The following is a 26,662-nucleotide window of genomic DNA, read 5'->3' as shown; positions in this document are numbered from 1 at the left end:
CTTTGAGTCTATTGAGCAAGCTAGGAGCTGGGTGTTTGAATTTGTAAACTTTTATAATAAAGAATCCCTTCATAGTGGTATAAAGTATGTAACTCCACATGATAGACATTATGGTTTAGATGATGAAATACTTGCAAATAGAAAAGAAGTCTATAAAAATGCTAAATCAAAAAATCCTAATAGATGGTCTAAAGGTATAAGAAATTGGGATAAGGTTGAAATAGTAAGCCTTAATCCAACCGATGATTTATACAAAAACGAGAAGCTTAAGAAAAAAGTTCTATGACAACTTACTTGACAAACACCGTCGCTAACAGCTCTTCTTCTGCATCTGTAAGATTATACAGCTCCTTGGTTTCAATTAGATTTTTCCCATCGCATCCCATAAGAATTTTAAAACATGGAATATCTAGAAGAGCCTGTCCGTACATTTTTATTTTAGGATCTAAAAAATCAACAACAGAATGTGAAACAATAGCTACTCCTGCTTCATATTTTCTCGCTCGTTTCTCTACATTTCTAAGAAAAACTAAAGACTGTGGTACATTAGGATCAATCATTAGATAGGCTTCATCACAAATTAACAATACAGGCTCATTTCTGTCCGCACTCATTTGCTGCCAACACCATGTTAGCAAATTAAAATATTGAGTTCTTTTAATATTATCGCTTGTATTTTGCAAATCATGGGTATCTAAGCAGATACACCTTGTATTTGTGTTTATAGTGCTTTTCCCATTCCATAAAAAAGCGTCACTACCAAGAGCAATATCTTGCAATAGCAACGCTAATTCATTATATTCATTCACTTCATTATTTTTTATTGTTCTCCTTTTTTCTTCTGCCTTCTGTTGTATCAATTTATATAGGTTTGTAAATATTGGAAAGTCATCTCTTGATAATGTATTCATATCTGTATCCCAATTGATTCCAAAGTTATTATAAAGCTCTATTACTACTCCTTTTAATATTGCCTTTTGTTTATCTGTTAAAGATGGAATATAAAGACTAAAAAATATATCTAAATTCTTAATATATATGGCCATGTCCCCCATGCCATTTCCATCATCTTTATAATATTTATCGTCATCATCAACTGGAGTTGGTCTTATTTGAAGTGGATTAATTCTACCATTACTTCCTCCACCTGCATTAATCCAATCACCGTTTAATGATTGGCAGAGTTCTCGATACTCTCTTTCTGGATCTATGAAGATGATTTTAGTTCCTTTCATATACTCCGATAAAGCAATATGCTTTATAGCTGTACTCTTGCCTACCCCTGCCACTCCCATTATAGTAAAGTTAGAATTGGTTCTATCATTTCCTCTCTTCCATGGATCAAGAATTACCAGTCCCCCACCATTATCTCTTCCAAAATAATATCCTGTTCCATCGTTATATCCACTTGATGAAAAAGGAAATCCGCCTATAAAACTACTCATTGGAATAATTCTTTTTAGTACTTCTTCTATAGATTCATTAATAGTATAGTAAGGTGATACACTCTTAAATGATTGCTCTTGTAGATTAGCCATAATTCTTGTTTTGCATTTACTAGTGGCGATAATACTTTCAGTTTTTCTACATATTTTGTTAAATGTTCTTTCATCTCTTGCCATTGCCATAATTGTAATAATAACTGTTCCCACCGTTTCCCCATGTTGGTCAATTTGAAGCATGATTTTTTCACCATCAACAGCTGCTCTTTCAGCTCTTTGTTGAGATAATGGATCTTTTGCTGTTTCTGCTGCACTTCTATGTTGAATGACACTTCTTGATAGCCCTGATATAAAGTCTCCATTATCAATAGGTATAAAAGTTATACTCACAACAGTTCCAGGGATATTGGTTATTTTAGATAGCCATCCATAGTCTACTTTTTGAGGGTATTTGACTATCCCATAAATCCTACCTGTATTTTCACCAATGACAAGGCTATTTCTTTTTATTTCGAGTCCCATTGGGGTAATGATATTGAGTAGGGAATTATTGATTTTTTGTTCTTGTTGTTTTTTCATTTTCGTTTTTCCTCCTTTTGGGCATAGAAAAACCACAGTGGGTGGGCTGTGGTTGAATCACTATACTATATATTAGTTTATTATTCCTTTGCTCCTTTATTGTAATAGATGCAACTTATTCTTTTGTTATTTGAATTTCATTCTTTGATTCATCTATCAAACCGGATAGTGGTTCTTTTTCACTCACTCTTCTAAACACAAATTCTTTCTTAGGAACCTCTATATTAGGAGGGGTATTGTCAACAATGAAGATTTGATTGTTTTTTGATAGCTCTACTAGATATTTAAATATCTCTTGATATGTTGCTGGGTCAATACTATCCTCTGATTCTTTATTAGTTCCAATATTATTGCTTACAGTATCTAACATAAGTAATCCTGGATGACAATTATTTTCTTCTTCATTATTTAATTCTAAAAGTGCTCCTAAGTAAGCAATTTGCATACATAATAACAGACATCCACTAGTATGCTTTAATACACTTATCCCGCTGTAATATGGTAAATACGTTTCTTTGTCTATGTAACAACTATCCTTTTGTATGCTTGTAAAATTAAACCTAAACATTAATTTTCTATATTTTTTATTTAGACTATTAAATACATTTTCTTCTCTTTCTTGTAATTTTTTAAATTCTTTTTTCTTTTTATTTAAAGTTTCTAATCTACCTTTTAACTTTAACATACCACCAGCATTTTTATCCATTTCATTATGAATATCAATCAATGAATTAATTTTATTTCTTTCCTCTGTTATATCCCTAATTAATGAATTAATAGATTCTATTTCTGGAAGATAAGGTACTTTCATATTCTTTTTATATTCATTAAGTGCTACAATATAAATTTTTCGTTTTTCATTTACTTTATTCAATTCCACTTTATATTGTTCCGTTTTTTTCATATCAACGCTAACTAAATTTTGTAATGTTTCTATCTTATTTTCTATTTGATTCAATGCTTTTTCAATGTCTTCATTTGTTTCACAACTTTGATGATTTACTTTTACAATAGTCTGGCATAAAGGACATCTTTCACTTTGTTCAGATATTTTAATTTTTTTCATTGCCTCTAATGTAGCATCCAATTTTTCTTTTTCATTAAAATAATCCTGTAACAATATCTCCTTATTCTGAATTGATAAATCAAGTATTTTAATTTTTTTATTCACTTCAAAAGATACTTCATCAATTTCTTTTATATCATTTTTCAAACTACTAAAAACTCTTGATTCATCCTTATTGTTTTGCTTAATTAGTTGTTTTTTCTTTTGTATCAATTCATCTATTTTTCTTGAATAATTATCTCGATTAGATGTCAATTCTATTAATTGCGTAGCTTCTCTATTGTATAAATAATCATCTAACCCTATATTGACTTTCTCAAGTTTATTAAGTTCATTCTGCTTAATTTGAATTTCTTTATTTATATTTTCTAAATCTGGTATAACCAAATCATTTATTATCTTAAATACTTCTTTGTTCTTACCTGAAATAAAGGTATTATTATTTTTCAAAAACTGGTTAGTCCCTAATTCACCTTGATGTATAAAAATATACCTCATATAATCTCTGAAAGAAATTTTTTCTTGATTTAAGTCCTTACTCCCTGATTTTTTTCTTAGAATAGTATGTAAAGGTATTTGGAATTGTTCAGCAAAAAAATCATTAGCTTCGTCATCTTTTTTCCTCCAAGGAGAATATTCCTTATGTTCATCATATCCACATAGATATATATTTATTGTATTTTTATCATGCTTCAAATTTCTATTAATCGTATATATAGAATCTCCAGCTTTTAGCTCTAAAAATACCTCATCACAATAATCATTTAATTCTTTCTGAACAGATAAATCAATTATTTTAGTTTTACCACCTAAACAATATGCTATTAAATTTAAAACTAACGATTTACCTGAAAACCCATCTCCTTTTATAATAATTAACGATTTATCAATATTTAACGTTCTTTTATACCTCTCTCCTGAAATTATCAATCTCAATAATCTTAATCTAGTTTTCATTTGCCCTCAATACCTTTCTTTGATTTTCAACACTAAATTTTTCTTTTTCTGTCAAATACTTAATTTTCTCTTTCTCCTTTTCAAAGAAGTTATTTTCCAAATTTTTAACAACCTCTTTCCCATCATCTGAAATTTTTATATACATTTTATTCTTTTTTTTAGTAGATTTTATTTTTACATTAATGTAATTGTGATTAGATAATATAAGAATATTATCTCTAACAACTTTTTCTAGTGTCAAATAATTATTTTGAATATAAGTTTCATCAATAAAAAATTCGTTATTAGCTTTAATTGTAGTCATACAGAGCAAAGTAAAGTAATAAAGTAGCTCTTCAATTTCTATTCCTTTTCTACGTCTTTTTAATAAAAATAATATAAGAAGCGTTTGCATGCATTCTATATATTTATTTTCAAATAAATATTTAAGATCAATTGGTAATTTACTCTTGTCCAAGTCTTTTTTCACCCCACCATACTTCTTTTTCAGATTCAAGATCATCTGCCAATATATGAATAAATCCTTGCTTGTTGATTTCATTTGGCATATTTTCATAATTAATACGATTGTTCAATTTTGAAAACTCTAATTTAATCATTGCTTTATGAACCGCTTTAAAAAAGTTATCACTATTTTTTTCATCAGAATATAATGAAATTAATAACTCTCTATATTTCATGTATGTTAACGCAAGGAAATGATCTGCAAACGTGCTATTACCTTTTATCCCAGATTTTTTTAGCCATCGAAAATATTGTTCAGCAGTAAAAAAACATTCTTTACTATAATCCACTTTTAATTCATCAATATCTTCTATTCTAAGTTTCTGGCAAAATATGTTTTTTTCTAATAGCGACTTCTCTTCCTTATTTGGTAACTTATCAAGGATAAGGTCTTCTTCATGTATTTCTTCTACACCAATATTATTAGTAGTATTGCTACAAATATCAATTAGTATTTTGCGTATTTCCTCGCAATGTGATGAATCTTCTGGATTATAAGGTATAGTCTCAATGTTATAATTTTGCTTTAAATGACGAATGTTTTCATTCGTAGGTTTTGGCAAAATAATGTAATGCTTTGATTTAAAATATTCATTATTATCTTTGATAATATTTTGTATAAATACATCATTAAAAGAAAATCCAATGAACAAGAATGTTTTAACTCCTGAAAAGACAGAAAATAGTGATTTATATACGTTGTCATCATATAATTCTTTATATTTTTCATGACTAATAACAATGCTACTGCTATCACTAATATTGCCATGTAGATGAAAAATCCGCTTTGTCTTAGAATTATTAATTAATGACTGAATATTTGATTGTACATCCTTCAAATTAACTGGCATAAAGTTAGAATTTAAATACTTAGACATAATATGGTCATAATTTGTTGTAAAATACAAGTTGAATCCATATTTACCCAAGTCTTCATAGTTATTATCAATGTTAATTAATTCATCAGGTATGCTATCATTAATTTTATTTACTATAAATTCTTGAATATCTTCTTCACTTCGATTCAAATATTTCTTTATCAATCTAACGGCTTCCCAATAATCATAATTTTTAAGATTAAAGTTCAGCATATCCACTAAAGAAGGCATTTCTGAAACATTTTCTATACCCATATCCACTGCACATTCTTTTATTAATTCATTCCAATCAGGTATATTAAATGGAATGGATAATCCCGCACCTAAAAAAGGAACAATATTTCCTTCTCTATATTTGTTTTGCAATTCCTTAATTAAATTCCCTCTACTCATACAGTCACCCTTCTTACTTTTTTTCTAAAAATTGCCTAAATAGATATATAACTTAATTTTATATCTCATTCCAGTTTACAATCAATTATATTTATATAATACTATATAATACCATGGATTTCCAATATTATAAGCAATTTTTAGTTAGTTCGTTAGTTCCTGTATATTGCTGCTATAGTCTTTCCAAACTCCCCATCCTCAAGCCCTACATAAGCAGGATTATTCACCAAATTACACAGTCTTACAATTTCCTGTTCTTTTAAAATTTCACATCTTATATTGCCACTTTCAAATTTACTTACAAATTCTCTACATTCTTTTAAAATATCCTTTTCTACATGCTCATGGTACTTATCCCAAATCATTATATAAAATTGTCTTTCCACTACATCCCCTGATATGGCATAGTTACTCATGACCATCATTTCATTTCTTAAAAGTTCTTTTTGCTTTTGATTATTGGTTTCAGATAATAGCTGGGTATATTCGTTGATTAGTGGTGAAATATCTACTGGTCTTGATACTGCAAGAAATTTAAAAGGCTTTCGTATGCTTGATAATTCTGCTGTTAATGAGCTACATATTTGTTCCTTTTCTATATCTGAAAATAAATCTATGCTTATGGGATTAATCTTTATATACATAATAATTTGACCGTCCCTTGTATAAAGGAAACGGTCTTTTATATCTTTCACATTTATAAATTCATTGGCTGTAATCTGTGCATTACTTAATTCTGTTTGCTCTTTATTCTTATTTCTTTTTATAAAGAAAAGTGCTACTGCACCTGCAATAATACAAATTACAATAGCTATAATTGGTATAAGCTGATCCATCTAACTCCTCCTCACTTCTAGTTATTCCATTAGTACTGCTGGTCGTCTATAGTACATAAAACCTACACTTTCTGCTGTTTTTACGACTACGTTATTAGCTCCTGAAGCACAGTGAGCCACTAGAATACTTCCTTTTTTGTCTTTTCCTACAACAATGCCTATATGATTCACCTTTCTTGTTCCTGGCACTGCCAAGAATGCTAAGTCACCAGGCAATACTAAGTTTTCAGATATATTATTGGATAAATTCCATTGTTGTGTTGTTCCTTGACCTATGGTTTCATTTATACTCTCAGCAGGGATACCCATATTAACAAATACCCATGTTACATAGCCTGAACAATCAAGCCCAAATGGTCTTTTGCTTCCCGTAGTAGGACTTCCCTTTGAAGTAACTGTCATTAATTTTCCCCATCTATTGTCCCATCCTATAGCTTTACTTTTTCCTCCCCAAAAGTAATTGACTTTTCCAAGAATACTGCATGCTGTTTCTACGATATGTTCTCTTTCTATGGACAAATCTTCAGGCAAAAGCTCTTTTATTTCTGCTATTTGCTCTTTATTTAAAGTAGTCATACTGATGTTGTTACCTACAAATGCAACAATACCACTTTTCTTCATCTCTTCTATTACTCTTAATTGTGTTTTATCAAAATTATAGATTGATGCAATTTCTTCAGCTGATAAGCAATCAATATAGATTGTTTTTATCTTTTTGGTAATGGTTTTTGTCTTAGTGATCTTTTTACCCTTCTTATTTGTTGTGGTATAAGTCTTTTTTTCTTTGACGGTTTCTATCTTTGAGGTGATTTGGTTCATATCCCAAAATACATTTTCTAATTTACTAATCTGATTATCTGTTAATACTGCCATTTGCTCTGCATCTTTATTTGTTACATTGTATTTTACAGAATAAGCTATTAAGACATCTGCTGAATTATCTATGATAGTATTATCTTCACTTCCCATGATTACAGTATAAAATTCATCTACTGTATCATCTTCCTTTTCTTCTCTTATTTTTTCTTCAAATTGATTTTTTAAAGAATCCATTGTTTGGTGTATTGAAATAGCATCTGCATTTCCTCCATCTCCTGTTACGGAAAAGAATATTGCAAAGGGAGAACTTAGTACAAGTAAAATTATTATAAATGGAACAAGACAGGCTACTAGTATAACCTGTCTTGTTCTTTCATCCCTAACTGCTGTTACTGCAATTTTTGCAACTGTTTTTAAAAATGCTGGATTAACTGCCATAGAAATCCCCCCTATTTCGGACCTATATGCCAATCTTCAAATAAGTTCCCATCAATATTTACATCATCATCAAGATTGACCCTTAACATTCCTTCTGGTGTCCACATATCTATTACTTCCCCATATACTTTATAGGAGCCATCAGGATACCAAATAGGCGTAAAATGCACCCTATTATTATAGGTTGAATATTTATTTTGCTTAAATTCAAAGTCTCCATAGCTTGTCATATCTAATAACCGCCAGTAACTTTTATAATTGAACTCTGGAAAATAGGTGATAACATTTTGGGCATAGGTAATATGACTACTTGGTGCATTAGAATGGATATTGGTTGAAACATCTACATTGACGCCATAGCCTGATTTTATTGTCTTATTCTTTGCTGTAGGCGATTTACTATCAGGATAGAGGTTCATATCCGCTGAAAGTGTTGCTTTGTAATTTGTAAAATCATATTTCCAATTTCCTTCATCTACCCATCGTCCATTATCCACCCACTTTCCTTTGTCAACCCATTTTGTTCTTCTATGTCCTGGACAGCTTCCATCTGATTTACAACCTCCACTATGGCGATAACGATAGGTCTTTTTCACCCAATTACTTTCCCACTCCCATTTTGGATACCATACCCAATTCGGTACCCAACTACAACTATATACACCCCAATTGGCTGTAGTTTTTTCTGCTTTTACTGGAATATTAGGAAATGTAAATTCCTTATTAGTATCATTAGCTGTAGGATTTGGTGGTGGATTCAATCCTAAATCTACAACTTTTCCTGTTATCTTAGCAATTCTACTTTTTCCATCTATTTTAGCTGATGGATTTCCTGTTACTCTAACATCAATTATTACATCTTGAGGAGTAGAAGGGGTATGCCATTTTATCCAAACTAATTCAGATCCACCACCAGGTATGACCACTTCGGTACTTTTAGTATAACCGTTGGCAGTCATAGTTACTGTGGCTGTATTTTTTTTGGGACTCTCATAATCGTCTTCACTTTCATGTCTATTATCAGGAGTGATATCATCCCTTGCATAAATCCTTACAGACGTTATTACATCCGTATCTACTCTATATTCATAATCATAGGTTGTATCATTTTCTACTACATCCATATCATTTGGTTTTAACATTCTCATTCCCCATCCACCACCTGATATGATTCTATCTTCACTCCAATAAACATCATCAGGTAATGGAGATATTACTGGATATCCAAACCAACTCTCTTCCAATACTATGGAATTAGGCAAGTCTGAATGTGTCATTCCTGGTATATACTGCCCTGTACTACCGAACTTAAAATTAAAGTACCCTTGTTTTTGAGCCAATGCATATTCCGTTGCTGTAAAAGCCAATACGGTTTTTCTATCTTTCAGATAGGAAATAATAACAGGTTCATAAATGATGAGCCAAGAAACTTTATTCTGATATATTCCGTCCTTTTTTATAGGCAATATCTCATTTGGTGAAAATTTTTTCGTTTCTCCTTTTATTGTAAAGGACATATTGGATACTAAGCCTTCTCTACTTGTTCCTTTTTGTTTTGCAAAACCATCTATTAAACCAAGTAAAGTTCTAGTATCCCCGAAGTATGATTTTACCGAAGTAATATTTCCACCGTTAGTTATCGGAATTGGTGGAGGATTATCCGTTACATATTGAGATATTTTTATAGGAGATAATGATTTGCCATTTATAAAATCTACTTTATTACCAGAGCTTCCCATTGCATTTTTAGACAATGTAAAACTTGAAGGTTTTATATATAATGGACTGTTGCCTATCATCTTCCAATCCCTTAATAAGTTACTATTTTTATCAGCTTTATCAGATAAACCGACATATACTGAAACCTTGTACATATATTCACTTCCACGATAAAAACCCTTGCCCTTTGCTGCACCTCCTGTATTACCTGAGCCACTATCTGCATTATCTTCTGCAAATACTGAAAGTGAATTGAATATAAAAGTAAATATAACAATTATCCATATTGTTTTCTTAAATATTTTCAATCCTTCACGCTCCTTTACATACAAAAAAGACAGCTTCAATTAAGAAACTGCCTTCTATCATAAATTTTTATTATTTATAAAGTTTTATTTATTTTTCGATTCCCATATCATTAAATACTCTGTTTCTTTAGTATCTTCATTTTCTTTTTCCTGTTCTATTTCAAATTCATGCTTCTTATAAAACTCTATGGCTTTTAAATTTTTAGCATAAACATCTAATCTTAAAGTCTTATAATACTGCTTGCATTTTTCAATCAATTTACTTCCTATTCCTGTAGACTGATATTGATTGGAAACAAATAATCCTGCAATATATGATTGATCTATAACCCCTACAAACCCTTTTATTTCTCCACTATCTTTATAGACAAAGACATCTGCTTGAGGTAAAACTTTTTCACAAAATCATAATTTTCCATCCAATAACTTTTTGGAATAAAATCATGTGCTTTAATATTTGTTTGTAACCAAATTTTCATTATACTATCTATTTCAGACATTTCTAATTTTTTTATCATTATTTATCTCCTCGTTTAGTTCTTGCTTGGTATATTTCTGCTATTTTCTTTATTCATTATATTGATTACTGCTAAATATTTCAACCATTTTTAAAAAAACTAAAATTTGTCTCCAGTCCCCCATTCTCCATCTCCTAAGTCTTCGCCTTTCATCTCTCCTCCATCACCATTATTAGGAATATTGTCTTGGAGAAATGGATTTTCAGATTCAGGCACTAGATTGTCTTCTTCATTATCTTTAGGTGCAGGATTTTTTTCAGTCTTAGGCTCATCCTTTTCTTGAGGGATATAGATTACTTCTTCTTCGTCATATTCAGGTTCTTTTGTTATATCTTCAACATCATCTTTTGTTTGAGGCTTCTTTTCAGGTGGGGTACTTTTAGGTTTTTCAGGTTCCTTTGGTAGGGGCTCTTCTATAACTTCTTTTTCTACTTTATTATCTATATCTTTAATAACTTCCTCTTCTCTAATTTCAGGAACTTCTATTTTTTCTTCATCTTTTTCTGGTTCTTCTATAGTATCAACAACCGTATTATCATTTTCTTTTTCCCTTATCAATATATCTTCATTCATATTTTTAGTGTTAGTTTTTATATAAATTGCTCCAACAAGAGCAATTCCTATGACTAAAAAAGTTGATATCAACATTACTCTTTTAGTTTTCATATTCATTTTTTTCATATCTGTTGACCTCCTTTGATTACTGCTTTTATCATACATATTATGTCCATTAATTTTTAACAATCTGGATAATTTATACATATTCTATATACACATAGTACCACTCTAAAATTTTTTTGTCTAGGAATCGTTCATTTTAAAATTTAGGGGTATATCCTGCATTGACTTTCATTCGTATTTTAAGTGGCGGCAATTTATCCCATCCAAAGGATAAAGGCACTTGAAGATTTAACCAAACTTCTGATTCAAACTTTTTAGAATTTCCACTTGGAGCTAAAGGTGTGTTTAAAATATTAATATCAAGATTGGTTATCCTGTATTCAAGCTGCGATCCAGCATATTTTTCTCCATTTCTTAATCCTAATACATTACTAATATCGGATAAAACAGCTCCTTCATCTACTTTACTTTTCCAACGATCATTTCTATCTAACTCATACCCTCCTGAATATCCTTCCCTCAGTCCGTTATAGACCTCATCATAATTTTGTGTTGCTAAGGATATAACCGATGACTGAACAGTATCACGGACCCCTTTAGCAATAATTTGAAGTCTTAAATATTCGCTTATAACAGTGAATAAAAGCAATAGACATACTACAACTACACAAGCAGTTATGATTGCACTTCCATCTTTATTTTTTAACCTGCTTATCATTTGTAATATACCTCCGATCTACCAGTTGCTTTTGCTTTAAGGGTAATAGGAAATGATCCAAATTCAAAAAAACCTATGTTCACTGTATGACTAGCAACTACGTTAAATTCTTCATTGAGCTGAATTTTTCCTGTTCTCGACCACTTTACATCTGGAGCAATTCCCATATTCACTTTTAGTTCCTTTTCTTTAGCCCTTGTTTCACGTCCTACTCCTCCTTCTATCTCGGCAACTCTTGCTAGCTCTCCTACAAAGGTATTTAATTCATTTTTAACAATAAATACAGGATATACTTTGACACCCATTGCTATAACAAGCATTGCCACAATGACTATCACAGCTGCATCTATATAGCCTTCTCCACGGTTTGACGCTAATATCTTTTTCATTTTTTCTCACCTCCTAGAACATTTTCCCAAGGGTTTTAACAATTTCTACAAGCATGACGGACAAATACATCATCAAGAAACAAAATAGCATGGCAAAGGAATATTTACGGATTTTACTTGGTCTTTTCATGGCAATAGTTTTCAATCTTTGAAGCTCTAACTGCTTTAAATCATGGGATAACATTTGAAAATAAACTACACCATCATCTCCACGAATGACACCGATTAAACCTCTTACCACATCTGAAAGCTGAGAACTTCCAAGTCTTGTTTCTAGCCTTGTAAGGGCAGATTCATAACTCCCTGATTTCATGTCTGCAACGGTTATTTCCAGTTCATTTTTAAAGCTTTTTCCTGCATTTTGCTTATATGTTTCAAGTATGGTCAATACGTTTCTACTTGCCTTTAATTCTTGAGTTAATGTAGAAGCAAATCTTGGCAGTTCAAATTCTATATCCTCTCTTCTTTTCCTTACAGCTTCCTCTGCACTTCTTATTTCTTTAAAGTAAACAGCTATTGCAAGAAATAGGATAACAGGAAATATAATTGGAAAAATAATAAAAGCAGGAACTATAAACAATAATGTTAGCCCTGCTTTTACCCATGCTCTTGCTATATATGTTTCTGGTGATAATTTTATATTTGCTGATTTTAATGTTGATGCAATTCTCCTTTTGTTGTAATCTGTTATTTTAATGAATTTCGATACCTTCATGGATAATTCATTAATGAACACATCAAAATTCTTTGACTTTTTCTTTTCCCTTTTATCTATTGCAAGAATAACCTTTGTGGCTTTTCTTCTTGGTAATTTTAATAAATCTGCACATACCAAATATGCTCCTATAGAAAAAGTACCGGCAAATAGTATTAGAATTGTATTCATCCCATTCCCTCCCTTCTATCTTTTAAACTCCACAGGCTTTGATAATCTAATAACCGCTGCAAGGGATATGAAAATTACAACAGCACAAATGGCAAGTACAAATTTACCAATAGTAGTAAACATCAGTGTATTGAACCAATCCTTGTTTAAAAAATACATCAAAGGTATATTCCCAACTAATAGAATTGCCATGGTGATAAACTCTTTTATTGGCTCATACAGTAGATAATCTAACTCTGCTGATACAATCCTCATATCGGATAACTTTGATACAATGGGAGTTAATGTACTTTTAAGATTTTTATCCTCTTGGCAATCAATTACCCCATCTATCCATTCATGAAAAACAGCACTATCTATCTTATATTTCAATCCTTCAAGGGCTATTTTTATATTAGAATTAATTAACTTGGTTTGTGTTAGAAAGGCTTTAAATACATCATGTACAGGTGGATTAATATAATTAATATTTTCATCAATGGCAGTAATAATGCTTTCACTACGGATATAAGATGTGGTAATTACAGATAAAGCAGTTTCCAATTCACTATTTAATTCCTTTTTCCATTTACCAGCTGTAAATTTTACATACCAAAAGGGCAATAATGCAAAACCTATTGATAGTACTGGAATTAAAAACATGTTGTTCATTAATACTGCCACAAATACCCCTATTACCAATAGAGCAAAGGATATGGTACAAATCATTGTAAAACGGTCTTCTTTATTGGTAGCTTTTAATATATCCTTTGTTTCTTCCATTAATTTTCGTATCCCTTTTTTCTTTTTAGTTGAAGTGGCATTTTTAACTTTGCTTTTTATTGACTGCTCTTTTTTGTCAAATAGCTTTGCTATATCTCTTATCATTTCAAAAGGGGATGTTTGAATTAATATAAATGATCCTGTTATTAATCCTAAAAAAGCCATTAAAATCATGCTATTCATTTAATCCACCCCCTAGATTGTATCCTTTAGTAGCATGTTTTTTCTCACATCCACCTGCAAATTTTTGAAGGATATTTTTAGGCATGCCATTTTCAAGTAGCCTCTTTTGTAAAGATTTTGATATATGATTTACTTTCTCATATTTCCCTATTATCTTTACCTTTCCATCAACTATACGATTATCTGTTATATTGAATTTATAAAGGGTTCTTATATTTCTTGTGCCATCATCCTTTATTTCGCACTCTGTTATTTCCATAATATGGCGGGAATTGTCCTCTAATTTCTTGCAAAATGCCACTATAGGAAATGCTTCTGTTACAAGGTTATATAGGGTTCTTTCATCCATATCATAGCGTTGCTTGCATAATGTTACCATACGATAATAGGTGGCAATGCATGAACTGGCATGAATAGTGGTAGTCACGCCATGGCCAGTCCTCGCTGCCTCTTGGGCAAAAAATGCCTCTTCTGACTTCATTTCTGCTACACATATATAATCTGGATTGACTGTTAATCCCGTTTCAAGGAGCTTTACCATGGTAATATTCTGCTTCGGATCGTCACTATGTCTTGTAACTGTATGAATAATATTGTTGATGATTTCCCCCTTTTCATTTTTCTTTAAAAGATTAAACTCCCTTGTCCCGTTTTCGATAGTATAAATCCTTTTATTATCAGGAAGGGTTGATAAAATCCAGCTCATAAGGGTTGTTTTTCCACTTGATGTAGCTCCTGTTAAGCACATGCTTTCACCATACCTATGGGTTAGGCTGAGAAAATCAAGCATTTCCTCATTGGCAGTATGATTTTTTATAAAATCTTCTTTTACCAGCTTTTTAGGATTAACTATCCTGATAGAAACAGCAACTCCGATATTATTATCAATAACACCTTGTCCTAATACTGTAATACGAATCTTTTCTGATAAATGCCCAACTACAATGGGCTGGGAATGGTCTAATATCATTCCACTTTTATGAAGTAATCTTCTAATCACATCAACAGCATGTGTAGGTGAATTAAAATGCTCTTTTATTGGCAGTATTTCACCATTAGAATAGGTTACTTTTATATCCTCCCATGAATTAATATTGATTTCCTCTATATCGTTTCTAAAGAGATATTTTGTCAAAAACGAATACTCTGCCATTTCTGAATATAATTTTTCCACTAATTCATCCATGGTTAAGTCCTCAACAGCTAAAGAATAATCCATTAGATATTTCGTAATATAGGATTGTATTTGTTCCTTCTGCCTTTCACTATCACTTGATATAAGCAAAGCGTATTTTCCTGAAATATATTCTTGAACTTCATGAAGGATATCTGAAAACTCTCTAATGTTTTGTGGTGAATCTAGTAAAATATTATCCATCATTTAGCACCTCTCATCCAGTTAATACTTTTTAGTGGATTTTTAAATTTCCTTTTTTGTTTCACCTTCTTAGGTTCTTCTCCTTCCCCTTCTATGTTCCTTATAATCTCATTGATTACTTTTACATAATCTTGGCTTTTTTTATCTGACAAACTCTCAAATAATCCCCCTTCTAAATATTGCTTTTCTATTTCTTCTGTAAAAGGAATTTCTAAAGCTACACCGCCACACTTATTTGCCACACTATCTTTAGCCATAGTATGTTTGACATTTGAAAGGATCTTCATATGGTTTTGAAGATTGTACTTTCTTTCTGCTAGTTGTGGCAAGGAAGAATCATAAAAGCTAATTGCCTTTAAATCAGGAGTTATAAGTCGAATCACCTGATCAGACAATTCAAGGGCTGTCCTTGACAATATGTCGTAGGATACTAAACTGCTGCAATCAATAATAATGTAATCTGCCAAATGCTTTAATAGTATAAGTAAGTCTACCACCCTTTCTTTACTGTACTTTGCATATGTTCTTTCATTTTCACCATGCAAATATCCTAGTACGCTTATATAATCATTTTTTTCTAAGGTAATGCATTTTTTTAATATACTTTCTTGAGTAATCTGAATTGAAGAAAGAAGCTCTCCCAAAGATTGATCTTTTGTATCTGTTAATGGCAGGATTGTACTGACTGTAGGTATTATATTATCACAGAAAACAAGGATGACATTCTTCTTTTTCTTTGATAGTTCCTTCGCAAGCTTTGTGGCAAGGATTGTTTTACCACTATTGGGATTGCCCCATACTGCAATAATTTTATTCTTCTGCATCACTATCATCCTTTCCTACTGTATTTTCAGTACTTTCTATATCAGTTGAAACCTCCTTATTTTCACCTTCATTTCCTTGTGCGATTTGTTCTTTATTTTCTAATATTTTAGCTTGTTCTTCTAAAAATTTTTCTGAGTTTTCTTTACTTCCCCTATAAACAAATACAACATGGATTTTCCCCTTTACCTCAAGGTCTGCAAGTAATTTTGCTTGTTCAGGAGATACCCTAAGGGTAATGGTTGATGGAAGTTTTTTGTCCTTCTCAATACTGTCATCTTCCTTGTTTGCATACTCATCTGTATCCATTCCTGTACCTGCTGTTACTGCTAGAACTGGTACATATTGAAGCTCCTTAGGGCTTATGGTTTCTTTTAATTCTCCATATTCAGATACCATAATAGATATAATATCTCCAGGTTCTAACTTTCCTGAAAGTCCTGCTGCAAAGCTTTTAATGCTTACTGATATGGCTCTTTCACTTCCATTGAAATCATATAAGTACTCATAGTTAGCAATAGGTAAATCTGACACTTTTGTATTTAAAATATAATCTCCTTTGTATAAATCTGCCTTTGCATATTTACCTATAATGTTTTCTGAATTTTTAAGAACTGAATCAGGTAGATTGAATCCTCCAATTTCCACTGTTTCCACTCGATTAGATGTAATTAATTCTCCTTTAGCGATATCCTTTGATACTCTCACTATATTGGTCTTTGCTCCCACTGCATCATTAAAAAGTGGTGTCAAGCCAAAGCAAATAATAAGGGATAGCACAATACATGCTACCCCTAAGACGGTTCTGTTTCTTATTATGTTTTTCATTTTTGAAGTTCCTCCTTTAAATTTTTGTATAAAAAAATCCCCTGCTGGTTAGGGCAAGGGATTAATACCTATTTTTATAAAATTTTAAGGTTAATAATACGGTTAATTAGAAAAACAAATGCTATCACTTCAGTCAAGTATTTTGCTGTAATGTTTTTCAGCTAAATACTATGTCTGTAGTAACAATCATGATGATCAGTAATGATATCTTTTATATTAACTTCTATTGGCATATTCTTGAATTTTTTCACCAAACATTTTTTTGCAAATTTAGGCTTTTCTTTCGTGTTTTTGGATTCTAAAAAAACTATTTGATTATTAGATCTAAACGGAAATATAATTAATCCATCTAATTCATACTGTTTCTTACCTATTTGTATCTTATCATAAGCAACGATGCTTGAACAAATCACTATAGCTGTATCATTTTTTGATTCTTTGCTTAAAATATTTCGAATAAATTTCGCCTCATGCCTCTCATCAACTGTACCATATTGATTTTCCAATAACTTATCTAATATTTTAATTCTTGCTTTTTTACCTCTACAAACAAACATACATATTACATCATCTATAGTTTGATTAATTTGTATCAGCGACTCCCCTAACAAATAATACAAAAAATACTTCACTACTAAAATATATCGTGAATCTGTAGTTTCAATTTCATTGCATTTTTGCATATGAGTTAAAATTTTTTTTAATATTCGAAATGCAACTTGAGTCTGTTTTGTACAGTTATTTTTAATAGACACTAAAATTGTTTTTTTAGAACTACCATTCCTATCATAGTATCCTACTTTCACAAAATTCATTTTAGCTAACTCATTAAATAACCCAAAAATATTGATTTCATCTTTTACATCAAAAGTAATTTTTAAAATATTACTTTTATCAAAATTAAAATGCTGAGGATAGTTACAATTAAAGATACTATCCTTATCATCAATCATTGTTTTATAATTTTCTTGCATCCAATCTTTTAAGTTAATTTTCTTTTTCATATCCTGAGACACTTGATATAACGCTATACCAAGACTGTTCTCATTATAAATTGTATCATCTAAAATTTTAGCTATTGACTTAAATAAATCATTAATTGTTTGATGGTTATTATACTGATTTAACATTTCACTTAGAATATTTCTTAAAGCTCCTTTATCTCTAACATCAAGATAAAGAGGATTCTTTGATATTGGTAAATCATAGATAAAATAAGAAAAAGAACGTATTCTTTTAAAGATTTTATAAATATAACATAATTTTTCATCAATATCGCTATAATTTTCCATATATCTACATATAAGCACCTGTGCAAATTTTACCGATGATTTTCCTTGATCACAACTTTGTAATATAATCAAACTATTCACAAGGTGAAATTGTTGATAATTTCTCTGTTCAAAAATCGATGTTACAATATCTTTAATTTTAGGGTTTTTAAAATAAGATAGTATATTGTTCCTTAATTGTTTATTTTCAAATGCCGCTAAAACAACAGCTCTAGATGCTGAAAAAGTATTATAAAAATGCCCTATATTATATGATAAAATTAGAATTTGCATAGCATCTGCTATTGTTGGATTTTTATCTTCAAGTATTGCAATCTTTTCAACCTGAAGATCTTTTTTTGTAATTTTATTGTTATATGTATATTTCAACTGAATATTAATATTTTGTCGCACAAACTGATGTAAGTATAATTGCAACATCACATAATCATAACGACTTTTTTTAATCGCTTTGGAATTTTTATATTCCCAAGCTGAGGTATATTTTTAAGTTTATCAATATAACCTTTAGAGTCTAATTCCTGCCACAGTTCTTCCAAATATGGATATCTATCTATTTCAACACAATATTCATTTTTTTTTGTGCGAGGAGAAATGGTAATATTATATTTTATTTTCACCCTCACCACCTCCAAGTTAATTAGACATTTATTTGAATAATTTTTTACAATAAAATTTTTTCTCTATTTTATAAGCATTTATCGGCATAGTCAATATTTCTTAAAACTTCTAGGTTAATTATAGCATAGTACTTTCGACTATGTAAACTAGCATATACCCCATTCCAATGTACGGAGCCAAAGCAAATCCCATACTTCTATCCTTGTTCTTTATCAAGTAATAAACTCCTTCCACAACTACTGCAATTACAAGTCCAATAATACTCCCAGCTATGCCTCCTTTAACACCAAGAAAAAATCCACAAGCTCCAACTAATTTAACATCCCCACCCCCTATGCTATTTTCTTTCAGACATGCCATTATAAAAAACGGTAATGGTACAATACTCAATCCTAGCAGTGATTCTAGTGGATTTATTTTAATAAGTCCTGTAAGAATGATTAATACATGAATCCAATCTGGAATGGTTCTTGTTTTTATATCGACATAGCCTGCTATTATAAATAGTCCTGTAAATAAACAGCCTTTAATGATTATCAAATCCACTATTTCACTTCCATTCATCTAAATATTTGTATTTATATTTCTTTTGAGATTTTGCAAATTTAATCATAAAGCCCACTTGGTCTACTACTGAAATATTGGTATTGTCTTTGGTTAGCATCATCACACTTCCTGCAATAACAACAAGTATGAAAACTACACTAAATACTGTGTTTCCTATAGCCAAATAAAGGATTAAGTCTATTCCTCCTGCAACCAATGTTATTATGAATGTTTTAATTAATTCTTCTTTAGCATATCCATCAAAAATCTCTACCCTTGTTTTTAATCCCTGGGGTATATAAAGGGGTTGTTTGACTCTTTCACGCATCTTTCTGCCTCCTTAAAAGCAATGAAAACCACCCTATACTTTATAGAATGGTTTTCAGCATTTTTAATTTAAATTATTTATGAAAGTTTTAGTTTTTATCCAATTTGCTAAGTAAAAAATCAAATCTTCTTTTGACTTCCTTAGCTCCTTTTTTATAGACAGTAACACATATCATCTCACCATGTTCATCATACACAGCCCAATAATCTTTATACTTTTTTATTATTGTCTTTTCATTACTCTCCTCTTCTATCATGTCCTCTCTTTCTTTAGACAATTATTTTCCCTCCATTTACAGCAAATAGTTTTTGGAGGGAAAATCAAAAAGTGTACGCGCAAGGTTAACCTACACGTACACTATAATTTCAAAACCAACTGGTAGTTCTGTTACAAATACTTGGTTGAATAAATGAATAAAACCAGTTATACTATTATAGAGTCGCTATGGGAGTTTTCACTCTTCGTGTAGGTGCTTTACCACCTTCATGAGTTTTACGGTGTTGGCGCACCGTAAGATCATGGCGACTTTTTAATTTTCCCTGCTATCATTCTACCATTTAGTCATATAAATATCTAGCTTTCGTCCTTTGATAATTTACATATAATAATCTAAAACTAAATCTTTTATTATCCAAATACATTCTGCCATTATGTAAAATATAATGGTATTTTTTATACGCTTTTTGTATGTCTTGCTTTGCTCTTCATCAGCTCCCATAGAGATAAAGCAATAGACTACTCTTAAAATAGCCCCAAGACGAATGAGAGTAATAAAGGCTAATTCTAAATCTTTTAAAATATCCATTCCTTCATCACCCTTTACTTTGTAAACACAGATTTACCCATTTGATAGATCCTTGCAGTAGAATAGATTTTATTCATTATACCACCACCCTGACCACCTGAAATAATGAGGAACTCTTGTATAAACTTTGGTGTTCTAAGTGCTAATAATAGAGCTGCAAGTCCCCAAAATATATGGGTATTGAGCATAAGGGCAACACCTAGTTTCGCTAATACTATCTGAACTAGCACCGCTAGGGTGCTTTGAAAAAATTTCTGTATATAAGAACGAAATACACCGTTGTCATTGTCCATTAATCCAACACAAGCAAGGGGTAGACCTATCCTAAGTATCAATATTTCAAGACCTCTTGTTAGAAACTGCACATAGAGCATAAAAAAACAGATAAAGAAAATTAATGATACGATACCTGTAAATATGCCTGCACTTGTTATTCCAGTAATGATTGTACTAAAATCCGTTTCCATATCTCCTGAAATAATATTAATAAGCTTATTGCTTAAATCAGATATTATTTCTGCAAGCCAACCATACATAGTAGGAAAACATATGGCTATTGCTAGTGCTTTAAAAAATCCTGTTAATAGTAGAATCGGTTCTGTATCAGCATCTCCCTCTGTCCATAAGATGTACCTTTCAAATCCCTTCTTTAAAAACTTCAATATAATAAGGGAAACACCAAAGGCAAAGAATATATCAAATATTCCACTAATACCGTTTGTTCCAAGAAGTGTATCCATATATTTTTCTGCATGAAGTGCTATAGGCACAAGTCCATCAAGCAAGTTATTTACATACTCTAGACAGCCAGTTAAAATAGCACTGATTAATAGCATGATGACAAATTCCAGTTCATACACCTCCAATCTTCCATAAAAAAAAGCCCTAAGGCTTTATAAATTTTTAAGTATCAATTATATTTAGCATCATGAGAATTGTATTTAAGCTAATGTTTGCATACTCTTCTAATATAAGATATTGAGTATTTGTTATTTCATCTAATTTCTTTAGTTCTGCTACTATATCTAAAACCTTTGATTGTAGTTCTTTACAGTCAAAGTACCTAGAAATAATTTCATCTTTATTACTTTGATATATTGACGGTATCCCCCTTAATTCTTCCTCCAAACCATCTAAAAATTTCATTCCACACATAAATGCTAAATTAATATCATGGCCATACATTTGATTATTTAAATCTTCATATTCCTGAATAACTTTTTTGCTATCTTCAGGCAATTCATTTAATATTTCTCCTGTCTTTTCTGATATTACCCCAATCTTCTCTTTAAGTTTTTTAACACCTTCATTTTTCTCTTTTATTTCCTCTAAAACACCTATTAACTCTTTACTTTGATATGGATTTAAATGTTCTTCATTAATCATCCTATAACACCCCTTTGAATAAAATTAATAACCCATGCAAATAATAGTTTAGCCAAATAATGGCTAAAAGTCAATAGCCACCATCTGGCTATTATATAATTTCTACGAGGTGTTTAAATTGAAATATAATAGAATTAGAGATTTAAGAGAAGATCATGATTTAACTCAAACTCAAATTGCTAAATTATTAGGTGTTGCTCAAAGAACATATTCACACTATGAAAATGGTACCGCTAATATTTCTATCGACCAAATAATGATTCTTGCAGATTATTATAACACAAGCGTTGATTATTTACTGAATAGAACAGACGTAAAAAAACCTTACCCAAAATCAAAGGTAAAGCATAAGTAATTTCTATTAGCCAGCATAATCAAACATATCTTTAATTCTTTCTGTCAAGGTTGGTAAAATAGTATCACCAAAAAGCTTGTAAAGTCCTGCTAATAATAGTGCTCCTATTACAACTGAAATCAAAATCTTCACTGCACTATCTACAAATCCTTCTCCACTATTGCTAGTCATTACGTTTCTTCCTGCAATACCTAATTCCATCATTTTTCCTTGTACCTTATTCATTAATCTTTTCATATTCTTTATACCTCCATAATTTTAATTTTTTAAATTACACATAATAACCTATGATTAAATTAAGGGTTGCTGATGCTAAAACTGCACCAATTACCGAAACAATAGCAGTTGTGATACGATTGTTCCACTTTTTCTGGTCCATTTCATCTGCTGCACTTCTTCTAATAAAGAAATAGATAATCAATAACCCCCCGAGTATTGGAGCCAATACCATTAACCATGTTGTAAGGTCCTTTATTAGTTTCTCAGTTCCTTTAACAATTTGACTGTCTCTAACATCATTTGCCGCTAATGCTGGTGGGGAATTTATAATCAGTATAGATAAGGTTATAAGCATGGTTTTTGTGCTGTTTTTAAGCCTTTTTAAATCTTCCTTAATCTTCATTTCACACTCCTCCCTTCCTGTTTTCTTCATAAAGACTCCTTGATTGCATTTTCTTAGATGATCTTTGAGCATATTGATTTTGTTTATTCATTTTGCCTTCTTCTATGAAATACTCCCAAATATTCCAGGTATCTATTTCATTTTTAGACTGACGCTGCTTTCTTATCTTTTCTCGATACTCACGAATTTTTCGATTATGTTCTTTATTTCCAAGTCCAAAAAGCCTGTTAAAAAACCATTTGGATAAATCAGGGGAATACATAATCCCAGGATGGTTTCTGGAAGTGATTAAACTATAAGGTCGCTTTAGAAGTCTTACTTCATCAACAGTTAATAATGCTCTATGGGTTAGATTGATACTATGGGAACTTGAAGGGGTAGAGTATTTTCCGTGGGATGAACTAAGAGAATAGGTTGATACTGTGTAATTTCCTAGTTTCTTTGATATTTCTTCAAGGGTGTTTAAATCATCTGCCTGAAGATAAATCCATGTTTCACAATTGGATTTGATAGTACCTGCTGTTTCTTTTCCATACTTTTCATCTAATTGCATAAAGCTCTGTAAAAATAAACTAAATCGAATCCCCCTACCTCCACCAACCGTTAGCTTATTAGCAAAGTCGGGGATTTTTACAAAGTTACCAAATTCCTCAAGGATAAAATTTACACGTCTTTTTAATCTACCACCTCTTTCATCTGCATTCTTTACAAGCTCCATATAGCTTTGATTGACAAATAAGCTAGCCAAACTGTAATAGGTGCTTTTTTCATCAGGTAATATAATAAAAATAGCTTGCTTCTTCTCTCCTATATCATTAGGATCAAAATCGCTTTTTTCTGTCATAGAATGAATCAAAGGATTGGTGAAAAGTCTTAGAGTTGTTAGGGCTGATGTATAAAAACTTCCTCTGGTTTTGCTTGGTGCAACTTCACTAATTGAAATCAATGCCCTTGCTGGATGGCTTGTGGGGATGTTTTTCATATATTTTAAAAGTGGCATAGTTCCATCAATGGTTTTGCACATTTCACTAATAAAGAAATATACATTGCTCATATTTTGAAACCTTCTGTCATTGCCATTTCTATTGTCATAAACAACTGCCATGATAGCACTGGCAATGATGCTGGACTCACCATTTGTCCAAATCTTTTCATTATGACTGTTTTCAGGAACAAGGGCAGCAGTTAAATCCCAAGTAGCTTCTACTGCCTTAGGAATATCATTTTTATCAACTGCATCAATAACAGGCTGAAGAAAATTATATCTATCACTTTTCAATGGATTTTTAAAGTCTACACATATAACCTTATAGCCCATATTTTTTAGAAATGGATAGGTGTATGTATAAAGCTCTCCCTTAGGATCACTTAAAATCATACTTTCTTCAGCAAGTCCTATTGTCCCAATAGATTGTAAAACAACGGTTCTTGTTTTTCCTGAACGGGTAGCTCCTATACATAAAGTATGGGTATCTTCATCAATGTAATAGATTTTTTCATTACTGCCTGTTTGCTTACAGCCAATAACAATACCTCCACTCTTTATTTTGGGTAATTTATGTTTTTTCTGATAATCTTGTTTCTTGCCATCTTCAAGTTCATGTTTACTTTCATTGGTGGTCTGTTTTTCTTTTGGTTCTTCCATTGTTGAATTTTTTTCTTGTTCTTTTTCATTTGAATTCATCCTTTCCTCTTGATTGATTTTTTCTAATTCTTCTTTATTTGCATTTAATAATGGATGAAATCCATCATCATTTCCATTTAAAATAAAACTTTCAAAGGCAACATCCTTTTCCTTATCTGTCAGCCATTTAGCTGATCCAAATTGCTTTTGTCCTGCTGCCACTGGTGTTGATATTTGTGGCGTAACCTGTATTAAATCTGATTGATAAGGCTTGTGATTTGCAATGTAGTAAAAAACTGAAAACAAAAGATTAAATCCCTGTAAACATAAAAAGAGCAACAAGTGTCCTTTACTCGTTGCCATACTCTTTATGCAATCCTTTATTGGAATAAAAGATAATACCTCCATCTTTTTGGTCAATAAAAAATGTAGGTTGGTGGAAAAGTATATATTCATCCATAAACCTACAAGAAATATTAATGCTGATATAACTAATTTTTGTTTTTTATACTTCATATTTCACCTCACAGTTCCAGTCCATCATCTTCTACAAGCTTTAACTTTTCATAGCTTTCATGCCTTTTAATTTCAGGCACAAGTCTCTCAATTTTATCTAATACAGCTCCAATAGCTTTTTCACCTTTATAGTCTATATTAGGATTTAGACCAACATATCCTATAAGATTTGTATAAATCAGTTTTAATTCTGTTTCACTAAAGATCATATTCTCAGCCCCTTTTATTTTAGAATTCTCTACCTTTTTCCTTATCCCAATCTAACCCCTTTCCTTTTTTAAGTTCGGCCATTTCATCTTTTAACGCTTCTCCTTCTAGTGCTGTTAATGGATAGTTTTTAACTGCATCATAATCTGGATTTGACTGAATCACATATACCAAAGATAGTACTAGCTCCATACGATTTTTTAATTCTCTATCCTTTGCTCTTTGCTTATTTAGATCAAATGCTTTTAATAGAGCTTCTTTTGTAAATTTTTCAGGTGGGTACAATTTTCTATTCCTGCATTTCTTGCCAGTTGGTGTGGTAAAGGTAATATACTTTCTATCATCCCTCCAATCAACCTTATATCCTAATTTCTCCATGTTTTTGATAAAGTCTTCTTTATTTTTAGAATACCATTTCATCTTTTTAACTGCTAAATATAATTCATATTTCCAGCTTTGACCTCTATCTCTACTTCGATATTCACCCCTATTCTTGTAATTACCTTTTTTGCCATGGGTAATAATTAAACCTCTCTTTCTACATAGCTCATCTGAATAATCCTTTAGGTCTTGAAGCTGCTTTGCACTTTGTTTCCATTTACGCCCTGTCTGTGCATTCACTGAATTCACAACAAAATGGGTATGCAAATGATCCCTATCTGTATGAACTGCATAGGCTATTTCAAATCCCTTAAAAAATTCCATTTGCAATAGTTCATCTGCTATTTTTTTTACTTCTTCAGGAGTCACTTTATCATAGGGTGCAAAGCTTTGAGTAAGGTGGATATATTGTCTGCCAGTTTCTTTGTTGTAATTTCTTTTGGTTAAAACAAATTGATTATAGGCATTGTTAATATCACAATTATACCCATCTATGAGATATGGCTCTGTTTTAGCAGGATTTGTAATGTATGCAAGTACTCTTTTCATCGCCCCGTACGTCTTGTTTTTTCCGTTAATGAATTCAACAACTGCCATATATCTTCCACCACCTTTTTGACAGACGATAGATCAACTGCTTTTATTTTTCCTTGATGGGCAAGCATGGTTACTTGATTGACATTGTTTCCTACCTTTGATAATTGATGTGTTAATTCTTTTAAATCCTCAATAACAACAATATCCCTGCCAAGAGCTGACAGGGATACATATTGACTAATATTCATTTTTGATTTTTGGGCTTTCTTTTCGATTTTTTGGTATTCGGCTTCGGTGAGACGGAAACCGATGAATTTGGTTTTGTTGATGGTATCACCTCCAAGTAAAAACAACTTTTCTCGTTAATTTATATATCATCTTTTTTATTTATACAATTT

The 26,662-nt window shown here is 31.1% G+C and carries 32 protein-coding genes and 1 pseudogene; 2 read left to right on the top strand and 31 right to left on the bottom strand.

Annotation, left to right across the window (positions count from 1 at the left end):
* A pseudogene (locus Q326_RS16650) lies at positions 1–286 on the top strand (hypothetical protein); the annotation flags it as partial.
* A gap of 4 nt (positions 287–290) precedes the next feature.
* On the opposite strand, the gene Q326_RS16645 reads toward Q326_RS16650, so the two are convergent.
* The 25 genes from Q326_RS16645 to Q326_RS0104265 form a co-directional block, all read right to left on the bottom strand.
* Entirely contained in the window at positions 291–2,021 is a 1,731-nt protein-coding gene (locus Q326_RS16645) for a VirB4 family type IV secretion system protein (protein ID WP_245592057.1), read from the bottom strand.
* 115 nt (positions 2,022–2,136) lie between these two features.
* Positions 2,137–4,044 carry a hypothetical protein gene (locus Q326_RS0104375; RefSeq protein ID WP_026894265.1) on the bottom strand — a complete coding sequence of 636 codons (1,908 nt, stop codon included), beginning with the start codon at positions 4,042–4,044 and terminating at the stop codon, positions 2,137–2,139.
* The gene (locus Q326_RS0104370; RefSeq protein WP_169733573.1) at positions 4,034–4,513 is read right to left on the bottom strand and encodes a hypothetical protein; all 480 of its coding nucleotides are present in this window, start codon (positions 4,511–4,513) and stop codon (positions 4,034–4,036) included. The genes Q326_RS0104375 and Q326_RS0104370 overlap by 11 nt, the downstream gene beginning before the upstream one ends.
* The gene (locus Q326_RS18160) at positions 4,488–5,819 is read right to left on the bottom strand and encodes an ABC-three component system protein (RefSeq protein WP_084489529.1); all 1,332 of its coding nucleotides are present in this window, start codon (positions 5,817–5,819) and stop codon (positions 4,488–4,490) included. The genes Q326_RS0104370 and Q326_RS18160 overlap by 26 nt, the downstream gene beginning before the upstream one ends.
* Before the next feature lie 152 nt (positions 5,820–5,971).
* Positions 5,972–6,655, bottom strand: coding sequence for a TraC-like domain-containing protein (locus Q326_RS0104360; protein ID WP_026894263.1), 684 nt, complete (start codon positions 6,653–6,655; stop codon positions 5,972–5,974).
* Positions 6,656–6,676: 21 nt separating this feature from the next.
* Positions 6,677–7,912: a C40 family peptidase gene (locus Q326_RS0104355; protein ID WP_026894262.1), complete on the bottom strand. Its 1,236-nt coding sequence runs from the start codon at positions 7,910–7,912 to the stop codon at positions 6,677–6,679.
* Between the two features lie 11 nt (positions 7,913–7,923).
* A complete protein-coding gene (locus Q326_RS16635; RefSeq protein WP_051531123.1) occupies positions 7,924–9,939 on the bottom strand; it encodes a DUF8195 domain-containing protein in 2,016 nt (671 codons plus the stop codon).
* An 84-nt stretch (positions 9,940–10,023) separates the two neighbouring features.
* Complete coding sequence (locus Q326_RS18980) at positions 10,024–10,266, bottom strand: GNAT family N-acetyltransferase (protein WP_250160304.1); 243 nt, start codon at positions 10,264–10,266, stop codon at positions 10,024–10,026.
* 17 nt (positions 10,267–10,283) lie between these two features.
* A complete protein-coding gene (locus Q326_RS18975) occupies positions 10,284–10,457 on the bottom strand; it encodes a GNAT family protein (RefSeq protein WP_250160302.1) in 174 nt (57 codons plus the stop codon).
* A gap of 99 nt (positions 10,458–10,556) precedes the next feature.
* Positions 10,557–11,138, bottom strand: a complete 582-nt coding sequence (locus Q326_RS0104340) for a DUF6550 family protein (protein ID WP_026894261.1) — start codon at positions 11,136–11,138, stop codon at positions 10,557–10,559.
* Positions 11,139–11,274: 136 nt separating this feature from the next.
* The gene (locus tag Q326_RS0104335) at positions 11,275–11,796 is read right to left on the bottom strand and encodes a hypothetical protein (RefSeq protein WP_034601054.1); all 522 of its coding nucleotides are present in this window, start codon (positions 11,794–11,796) and stop codon (positions 11,275–11,277) included.
* Positions 11,793–12,185, bottom strand: a complete 393-nt coding sequence (locus Q326_RS0104330; protein WP_026894259.1) for a DUF4320 family protein — start codon at positions 12,183–12,185, stop codon at positions 11,793–11,795. Before Q326_RS0104330 ends, Q326_RS0104335 begins: the two co-directional genes overlap by 4 nt.
* A gap of 13 nt (positions 12,186–12,198) precedes the next feature.
* A complete protein-coding gene (locus tag Q326_RS0104325; protein ID WP_026894258.1) occupies positions 12,199–13,071 on the bottom strand; it encodes a hypothetical protein in 873 nt (290 codons plus the stop codon).
* 15 nt (positions 13,072–13,086) lie between these two features.
* Positions 13,087–14,016 (bottom strand): type II secretion system F family protein, encoded by a 930-nt coding sequence (locus Q326_RS0104320; protein WP_026894257.1) that lies wholly within the window; start codon positions 14,014–14,016, stop codon positions 13,087–13,089.
* Positions 14,009–15,397 carry a CpaF/VirB11 family protein gene (locus Q326_RS16625; RefSeq protein ID WP_051531122.1) on the bottom strand — a complete coding sequence of 463 codons (1,389 nt, stop codon included), beginning with the start codon at positions 15,395–15,397 and terminating at the stop codon, positions 14,009–14,011. Before Q326_RS16625 ends, Q326_RS0104320 begins: the two co-directional genes overlap by 8 nt.
* Entirely contained in the window at positions 15,394–16,218 is an 825-nt protein-coding gene (locus Q326_RS16620) for an AAA family ATPase (RefSeq protein WP_051531120.1), read from the bottom strand. The genes Q326_RS16625 and Q326_RS16620 overlap by 4 nt, the downstream gene beginning before the upstream one ends.
* The gene (cpaB, locus tag Q326_RS0104305) at positions 16,205–17,044 is read right to left on the bottom strand and encodes a Flp pilus assembly protein CpaB (RefSeq protein ID WP_026894256.1); all 840 of its coding nucleotides are present in this window, start codon (positions 17,042–17,044) and stop codon (positions 16,205–16,207) included. Before cpaB ends, Q326_RS16620 begins: the two co-directional genes overlap by 14 nt.
* Positions 17,045–17,205: 161 nt before the next feature.
* Entirely contained in the window at positions 17,206–18,759 is a 1,554-nt protein-coding gene (locus tag Q326_RS0104300) for a hypothetical protein (protein ID WP_156936241.1), read from the bottom strand.
* Positions 18,756–18,956 carry a hypothetical protein gene (locus Q326_RS17855; protein WP_026894254.1) on the bottom strand — a complete coding sequence of 67 codons (201 nt, stop codon included), beginning with the start codon at positions 18,954–18,956 and terminating at the stop codon, positions 18,756–18,758. The genes Q326_RS0104300 and Q326_RS17855 overlap by 4 nt, the downstream gene beginning before the upstream one ends.
* A 118-nt stretch (positions 18,957–19,074) precedes the next feature.
* Entirely contained in the window at positions 19,075–19,503 is a 429-nt protein-coding gene (locus Q326_RS0104290) for a prepilin peptidase (RefSeq protein ID WP_026894253.1), read from the bottom strand.
* Positions 19,504–19,507: 4 nt separating this feature from the next.
* A complete protein-coding gene (locus Q326_RS0104285; protein ID WP_026894252.1) occupies positions 19,508–19,831 on the bottom strand; it encodes a hypothetical protein in 324 nt (107 codons plus the stop codon).
* Positions 19,832–19,919: 88 nt separating this feature from the next.
* Positions 19,920–20,108: a hypothetical protein gene (locus tag Q326_RS0104280; RefSeq protein ID WP_026894251.1), complete on the bottom strand. Its 189-nt coding sequence runs from the start codon at positions 20,106–20,108 to the stop codon at positions 19,920–19,922.
* A gap of 318 nt (positions 20,109–20,426) precedes the next feature.
* Positions 20,427–20,636, bottom strand: a complete 210-nt coding sequence (locus tag Q326_RS0104275) for a hypothetical protein (protein WP_026894250.1) — start codon at positions 20,634–20,636, stop codon at positions 20,427–20,429.
* Positions 20,637–20,650: 14 nt separating this feature from the next.
* On the bottom strand, positions 20,651–21,496 hold the full coding sequence (locus Q326_RS0104270; protein ID WP_250160301.1) for a conjugal transfer protein TrbL family protein: 846 nt from the start codon (positions 21,494–21,496) through the stop codon (positions 20,651–20,653).
* Positions 21,497–21,539: 43 nt separating this feature from the next.
* Positions 21,540–22,022 (bottom strand): hypothetical protein, encoded by a 483-nt coding sequence (locus Q326_RS0104265; RefSeq protein WP_026894248.1) that lies wholly within the window; start codon positions 22,020–22,022, stop codon positions 21,540–21,542.
* A 118-nt stretch (positions 22,023–22,140) separates the two neighbouring features.
* Between Q326_RS0104265 and Q326_RS0104260 the strand changes: the two genes are divergently transcribed.
* Positions 22,141–22,377 carry a helix-turn-helix domain-containing protein gene (locus Q326_RS0104260; protein WP_026894247.1) on the top strand — a complete coding sequence of 79 codons (237 nt, stop codon included), beginning with the start codon at positions 22,141–22,143 and terminating at the stop codon, positions 22,375–22,377.
* 6 nt (positions 22,378–22,383) lie between these two features.
* Here the strand turns inward: Q326_RS0104260 and Q326_RS0104255 are convergent, their stop codons facing one another.
* The 6 genes from Q326_RS0104255 to Q326_RS0104230 are packed head-to-tail and all read right to left on the bottom strand — an operon-like array spanning position 22,384 to position 26,617.
* Entirely contained in the window at positions 22,384–22,614 is a 231-nt protein-coding gene (locus tag Q326_RS0104255; RefSeq protein ID WP_026894246.1) for a DUF6133 family protein, read from the bottom strand.
* Positions 22,615–22,648: 34 nt separating this feature from the next.
* Positions 22,649–22,999, bottom strand: a complete 351-nt coding sequence (locus Q326_RS0104250; protein ID WP_026894245.1) for an Mbov_0395 family pilin-like conjugal transfer protein — start codon at positions 22,997–22,999, stop codon at positions 22,649–22,651.
* Between the two features lies 1 nt (position 23,000).
* A complete protein-coding gene (locus Q326_RS0104245; protein WP_026894244.1) occupies positions 23,001–25,139 on the bottom strand; it encodes a VirD4-like conjugal transfer protein, CD1115 family in 2,139 nt (712 codons plus the stop codon).
* A gap of 8 nt (positions 25,140–25,147) precedes the next feature.
* On the bottom strand, positions 25,148–25,348 hold the full coding sequence (locus tag Q326_RS0104240; protein ID WP_026894243.1) for a hypothetical protein: 201 nt from the start codon (positions 25,346–25,348) through the stop codon (positions 25,148–25,150).
* A 19-nt stretch (positions 25,349–25,367) separates the two neighbouring features.
* The gene (locus Q326_RS0104235; RefSeq protein ID WP_026894242.1) at positions 25,368–26,324 is read right to left on the bottom strand and encodes a relaxase/mobilization nuclease domain-containing protein; all 957 of its coding nucleotides are present in this window, start codon (positions 26,322–26,324) and stop codon (positions 25,368–25,370) included.
* Positions 26,273–26,617, bottom strand: a complete 345-nt coding sequence (locus tag Q326_RS0104230; RefSeq protein ID WP_245592056.1) for a MobC family plasmid mobilization relaxosome protein — start codon at positions 26,615–26,617, stop codon at positions 26,273–26,275. Before Q326_RS0104230 ends, Q326_RS0104235 begins: the two co-directional genes overlap by 52 nt.
* Between the last annotated feature and the right edge of the window lie 45 nt (positions 26,618–26,662).

Source organism: Clostridiisalibacter paucivorans DSM 22131, from assembly GCF_000620125.1.
Lineage (GTDB): Bacteria > Bacillota > Clostridia > Tissierellales > Clostridiisalibacteraceae > Clostridiisalibacter > Clostridiisalibacter paucivorans.
The sequence above is the reverse complement of the archived record's forward strand: the minus strand, read 5'-3'. Positions and strand labels throughout refer to the sequence as shown.

Coding starts and splice junctions, on each gene's coding strand:
- Q326_RS16645 (WP_245592057.1), bottom strand. CDS start 2,021: ATGAAAAAACAACAAGAACAAAAAATCAATAATTCCCTACTCAATATC.
- Q326_RS0104375 (WP_026894265.1), bottom strand. CDS start 4,044: ATGAAAACTAGATTAAGATTATTGAGATTGATAATTTCAGGAGAGAGG.
- Q326_RS18160 (WP_084489529.1), bottom strand. CDS start 5,819: ATGAGTAGAGGGAATTTAATTAAGGAATTGCAAAACAAATATAGAGAA.
- Q326_RS0104360 (WP_026894263.1), bottom strand. CDS start 6,655: ATGGATCAGCTTATACCAATTATAGCTATTGTAATTTGTATTATTGCA.
- Q326_RS0104355 (WP_026894262.1), bottom strand. CDS start 7,912: ATGGCAGTTAATCCAGCATTTTTAAAAACAGTTGCAAAAATTGCAGTA.
- Q326_RS18975 (WP_250160302.1), bottom strand. CDS start 10,457: ATGATAAAAAAATTAGAAATGTCTGAAATAGATAGTATAATGAAAATT.
- Q326_RS0104340 (WP_026894261.1), bottom strand. CDS start 11,138: ATGAAAAAAATGAATATGAAAACTAAAAGAGTAATGTTGATATCAACT.
- Q326_RS0104335 (WP_034601054.1), bottom strand. CDS start 11,796: ATGATAAGCAGGTTAAAAAATAAAGATGGAAGTGCAATCATAACTGCT.
- Q326_RS0104330 (WP_026894259.1), bottom strand. CDS start 12,185: ATGAAAAAGATATTAGCGTCAAACCGTGGAGAAGGCTATATAGATGCA.
- Q326_RS0104325 (WP_026894258.1), bottom strand. CDS start 13,071: ATGAATACAATTCTAATACTATTTGCCGGTACTTTTTCTATAGGAGCA.
- Q326_RS0104320 (WP_026894257.1), bottom strand. CDS start 14,016: ATGAATAGCATGATTTTAATGGCTTTTTTAGGATTAATAACAGGATCA.
- Q326_RS16625 (WP_051531122.1), bottom strand. CDS start 15,397: ATGATGGATAATATTTTACTAGATTCACCACAAAACATTAGAGAGTTT.
- Q326_RS16620 (WP_051531120.1), bottom strand. CDS start 16,218: ATGCAGAAGAATAAAATTATTGCAGTATGGGGCAATCCCAATAGTGGT.
- cpaB (WP_026894256.1), bottom strand. CDS start 17,044: ATGAAAAACATAATAAGAAACAGAACCGTCTTAGGGGTAGCATGTATT.
- Q326_RS0104285 (WP_026894252.1), bottom strand. CDS start 19,831: ATGCGTGAAAGAGTCAAACAACCCCTTTATATACCCCAGGGATTAAAA.
- Q326_RS0104275 (WP_026894250.1), bottom strand. CDS start 20,636: ATGGATATTTTAAAAGATTTAGAATTAGCCTTTATTACTCTCATTCGT.
- Q326_RS0104265 (WP_026894248.1), bottom strand. CDS start 22,022: ATGATTAATGAAGAACATTTAAATCCATATCAAAGTAAAGAGTTAATA.
- Q326_RS0104255 (WP_026894246.1), bottom strand. CDS start 22,614: ATGAAAAGATTAATGAATAAGGTACAAGGAAAAATGATGGAATTAGGT.
- Q326_RS0104250 (WP_026894245.1), bottom strand. CDS start 22,999: ATGAAGATTAAGGAAGATTTAAAAAGGCTTAAAAACAGCACAAAAACC.
- Q326_RS0104245 (WP_026894244.1), bottom strand. CDS start 25,139: ATGAAGTATAAAAAACAAAAATTAGTTATATCAGCATTAATATTTCTT.
- Q326_RS0104240 (WP_026894243.1), bottom strand. CDS start 25,348: ATGATCTTTAGTGAAACAGAATTAAAACTGATTTATACAAATCTTATA.
- Q326_RS0104235 (WP_026894242.1), bottom strand. CDS start 26,324: ATGGCAGTTGTTGAATTCATTAACGGAAAAAACAAGACGTACGGGGCG.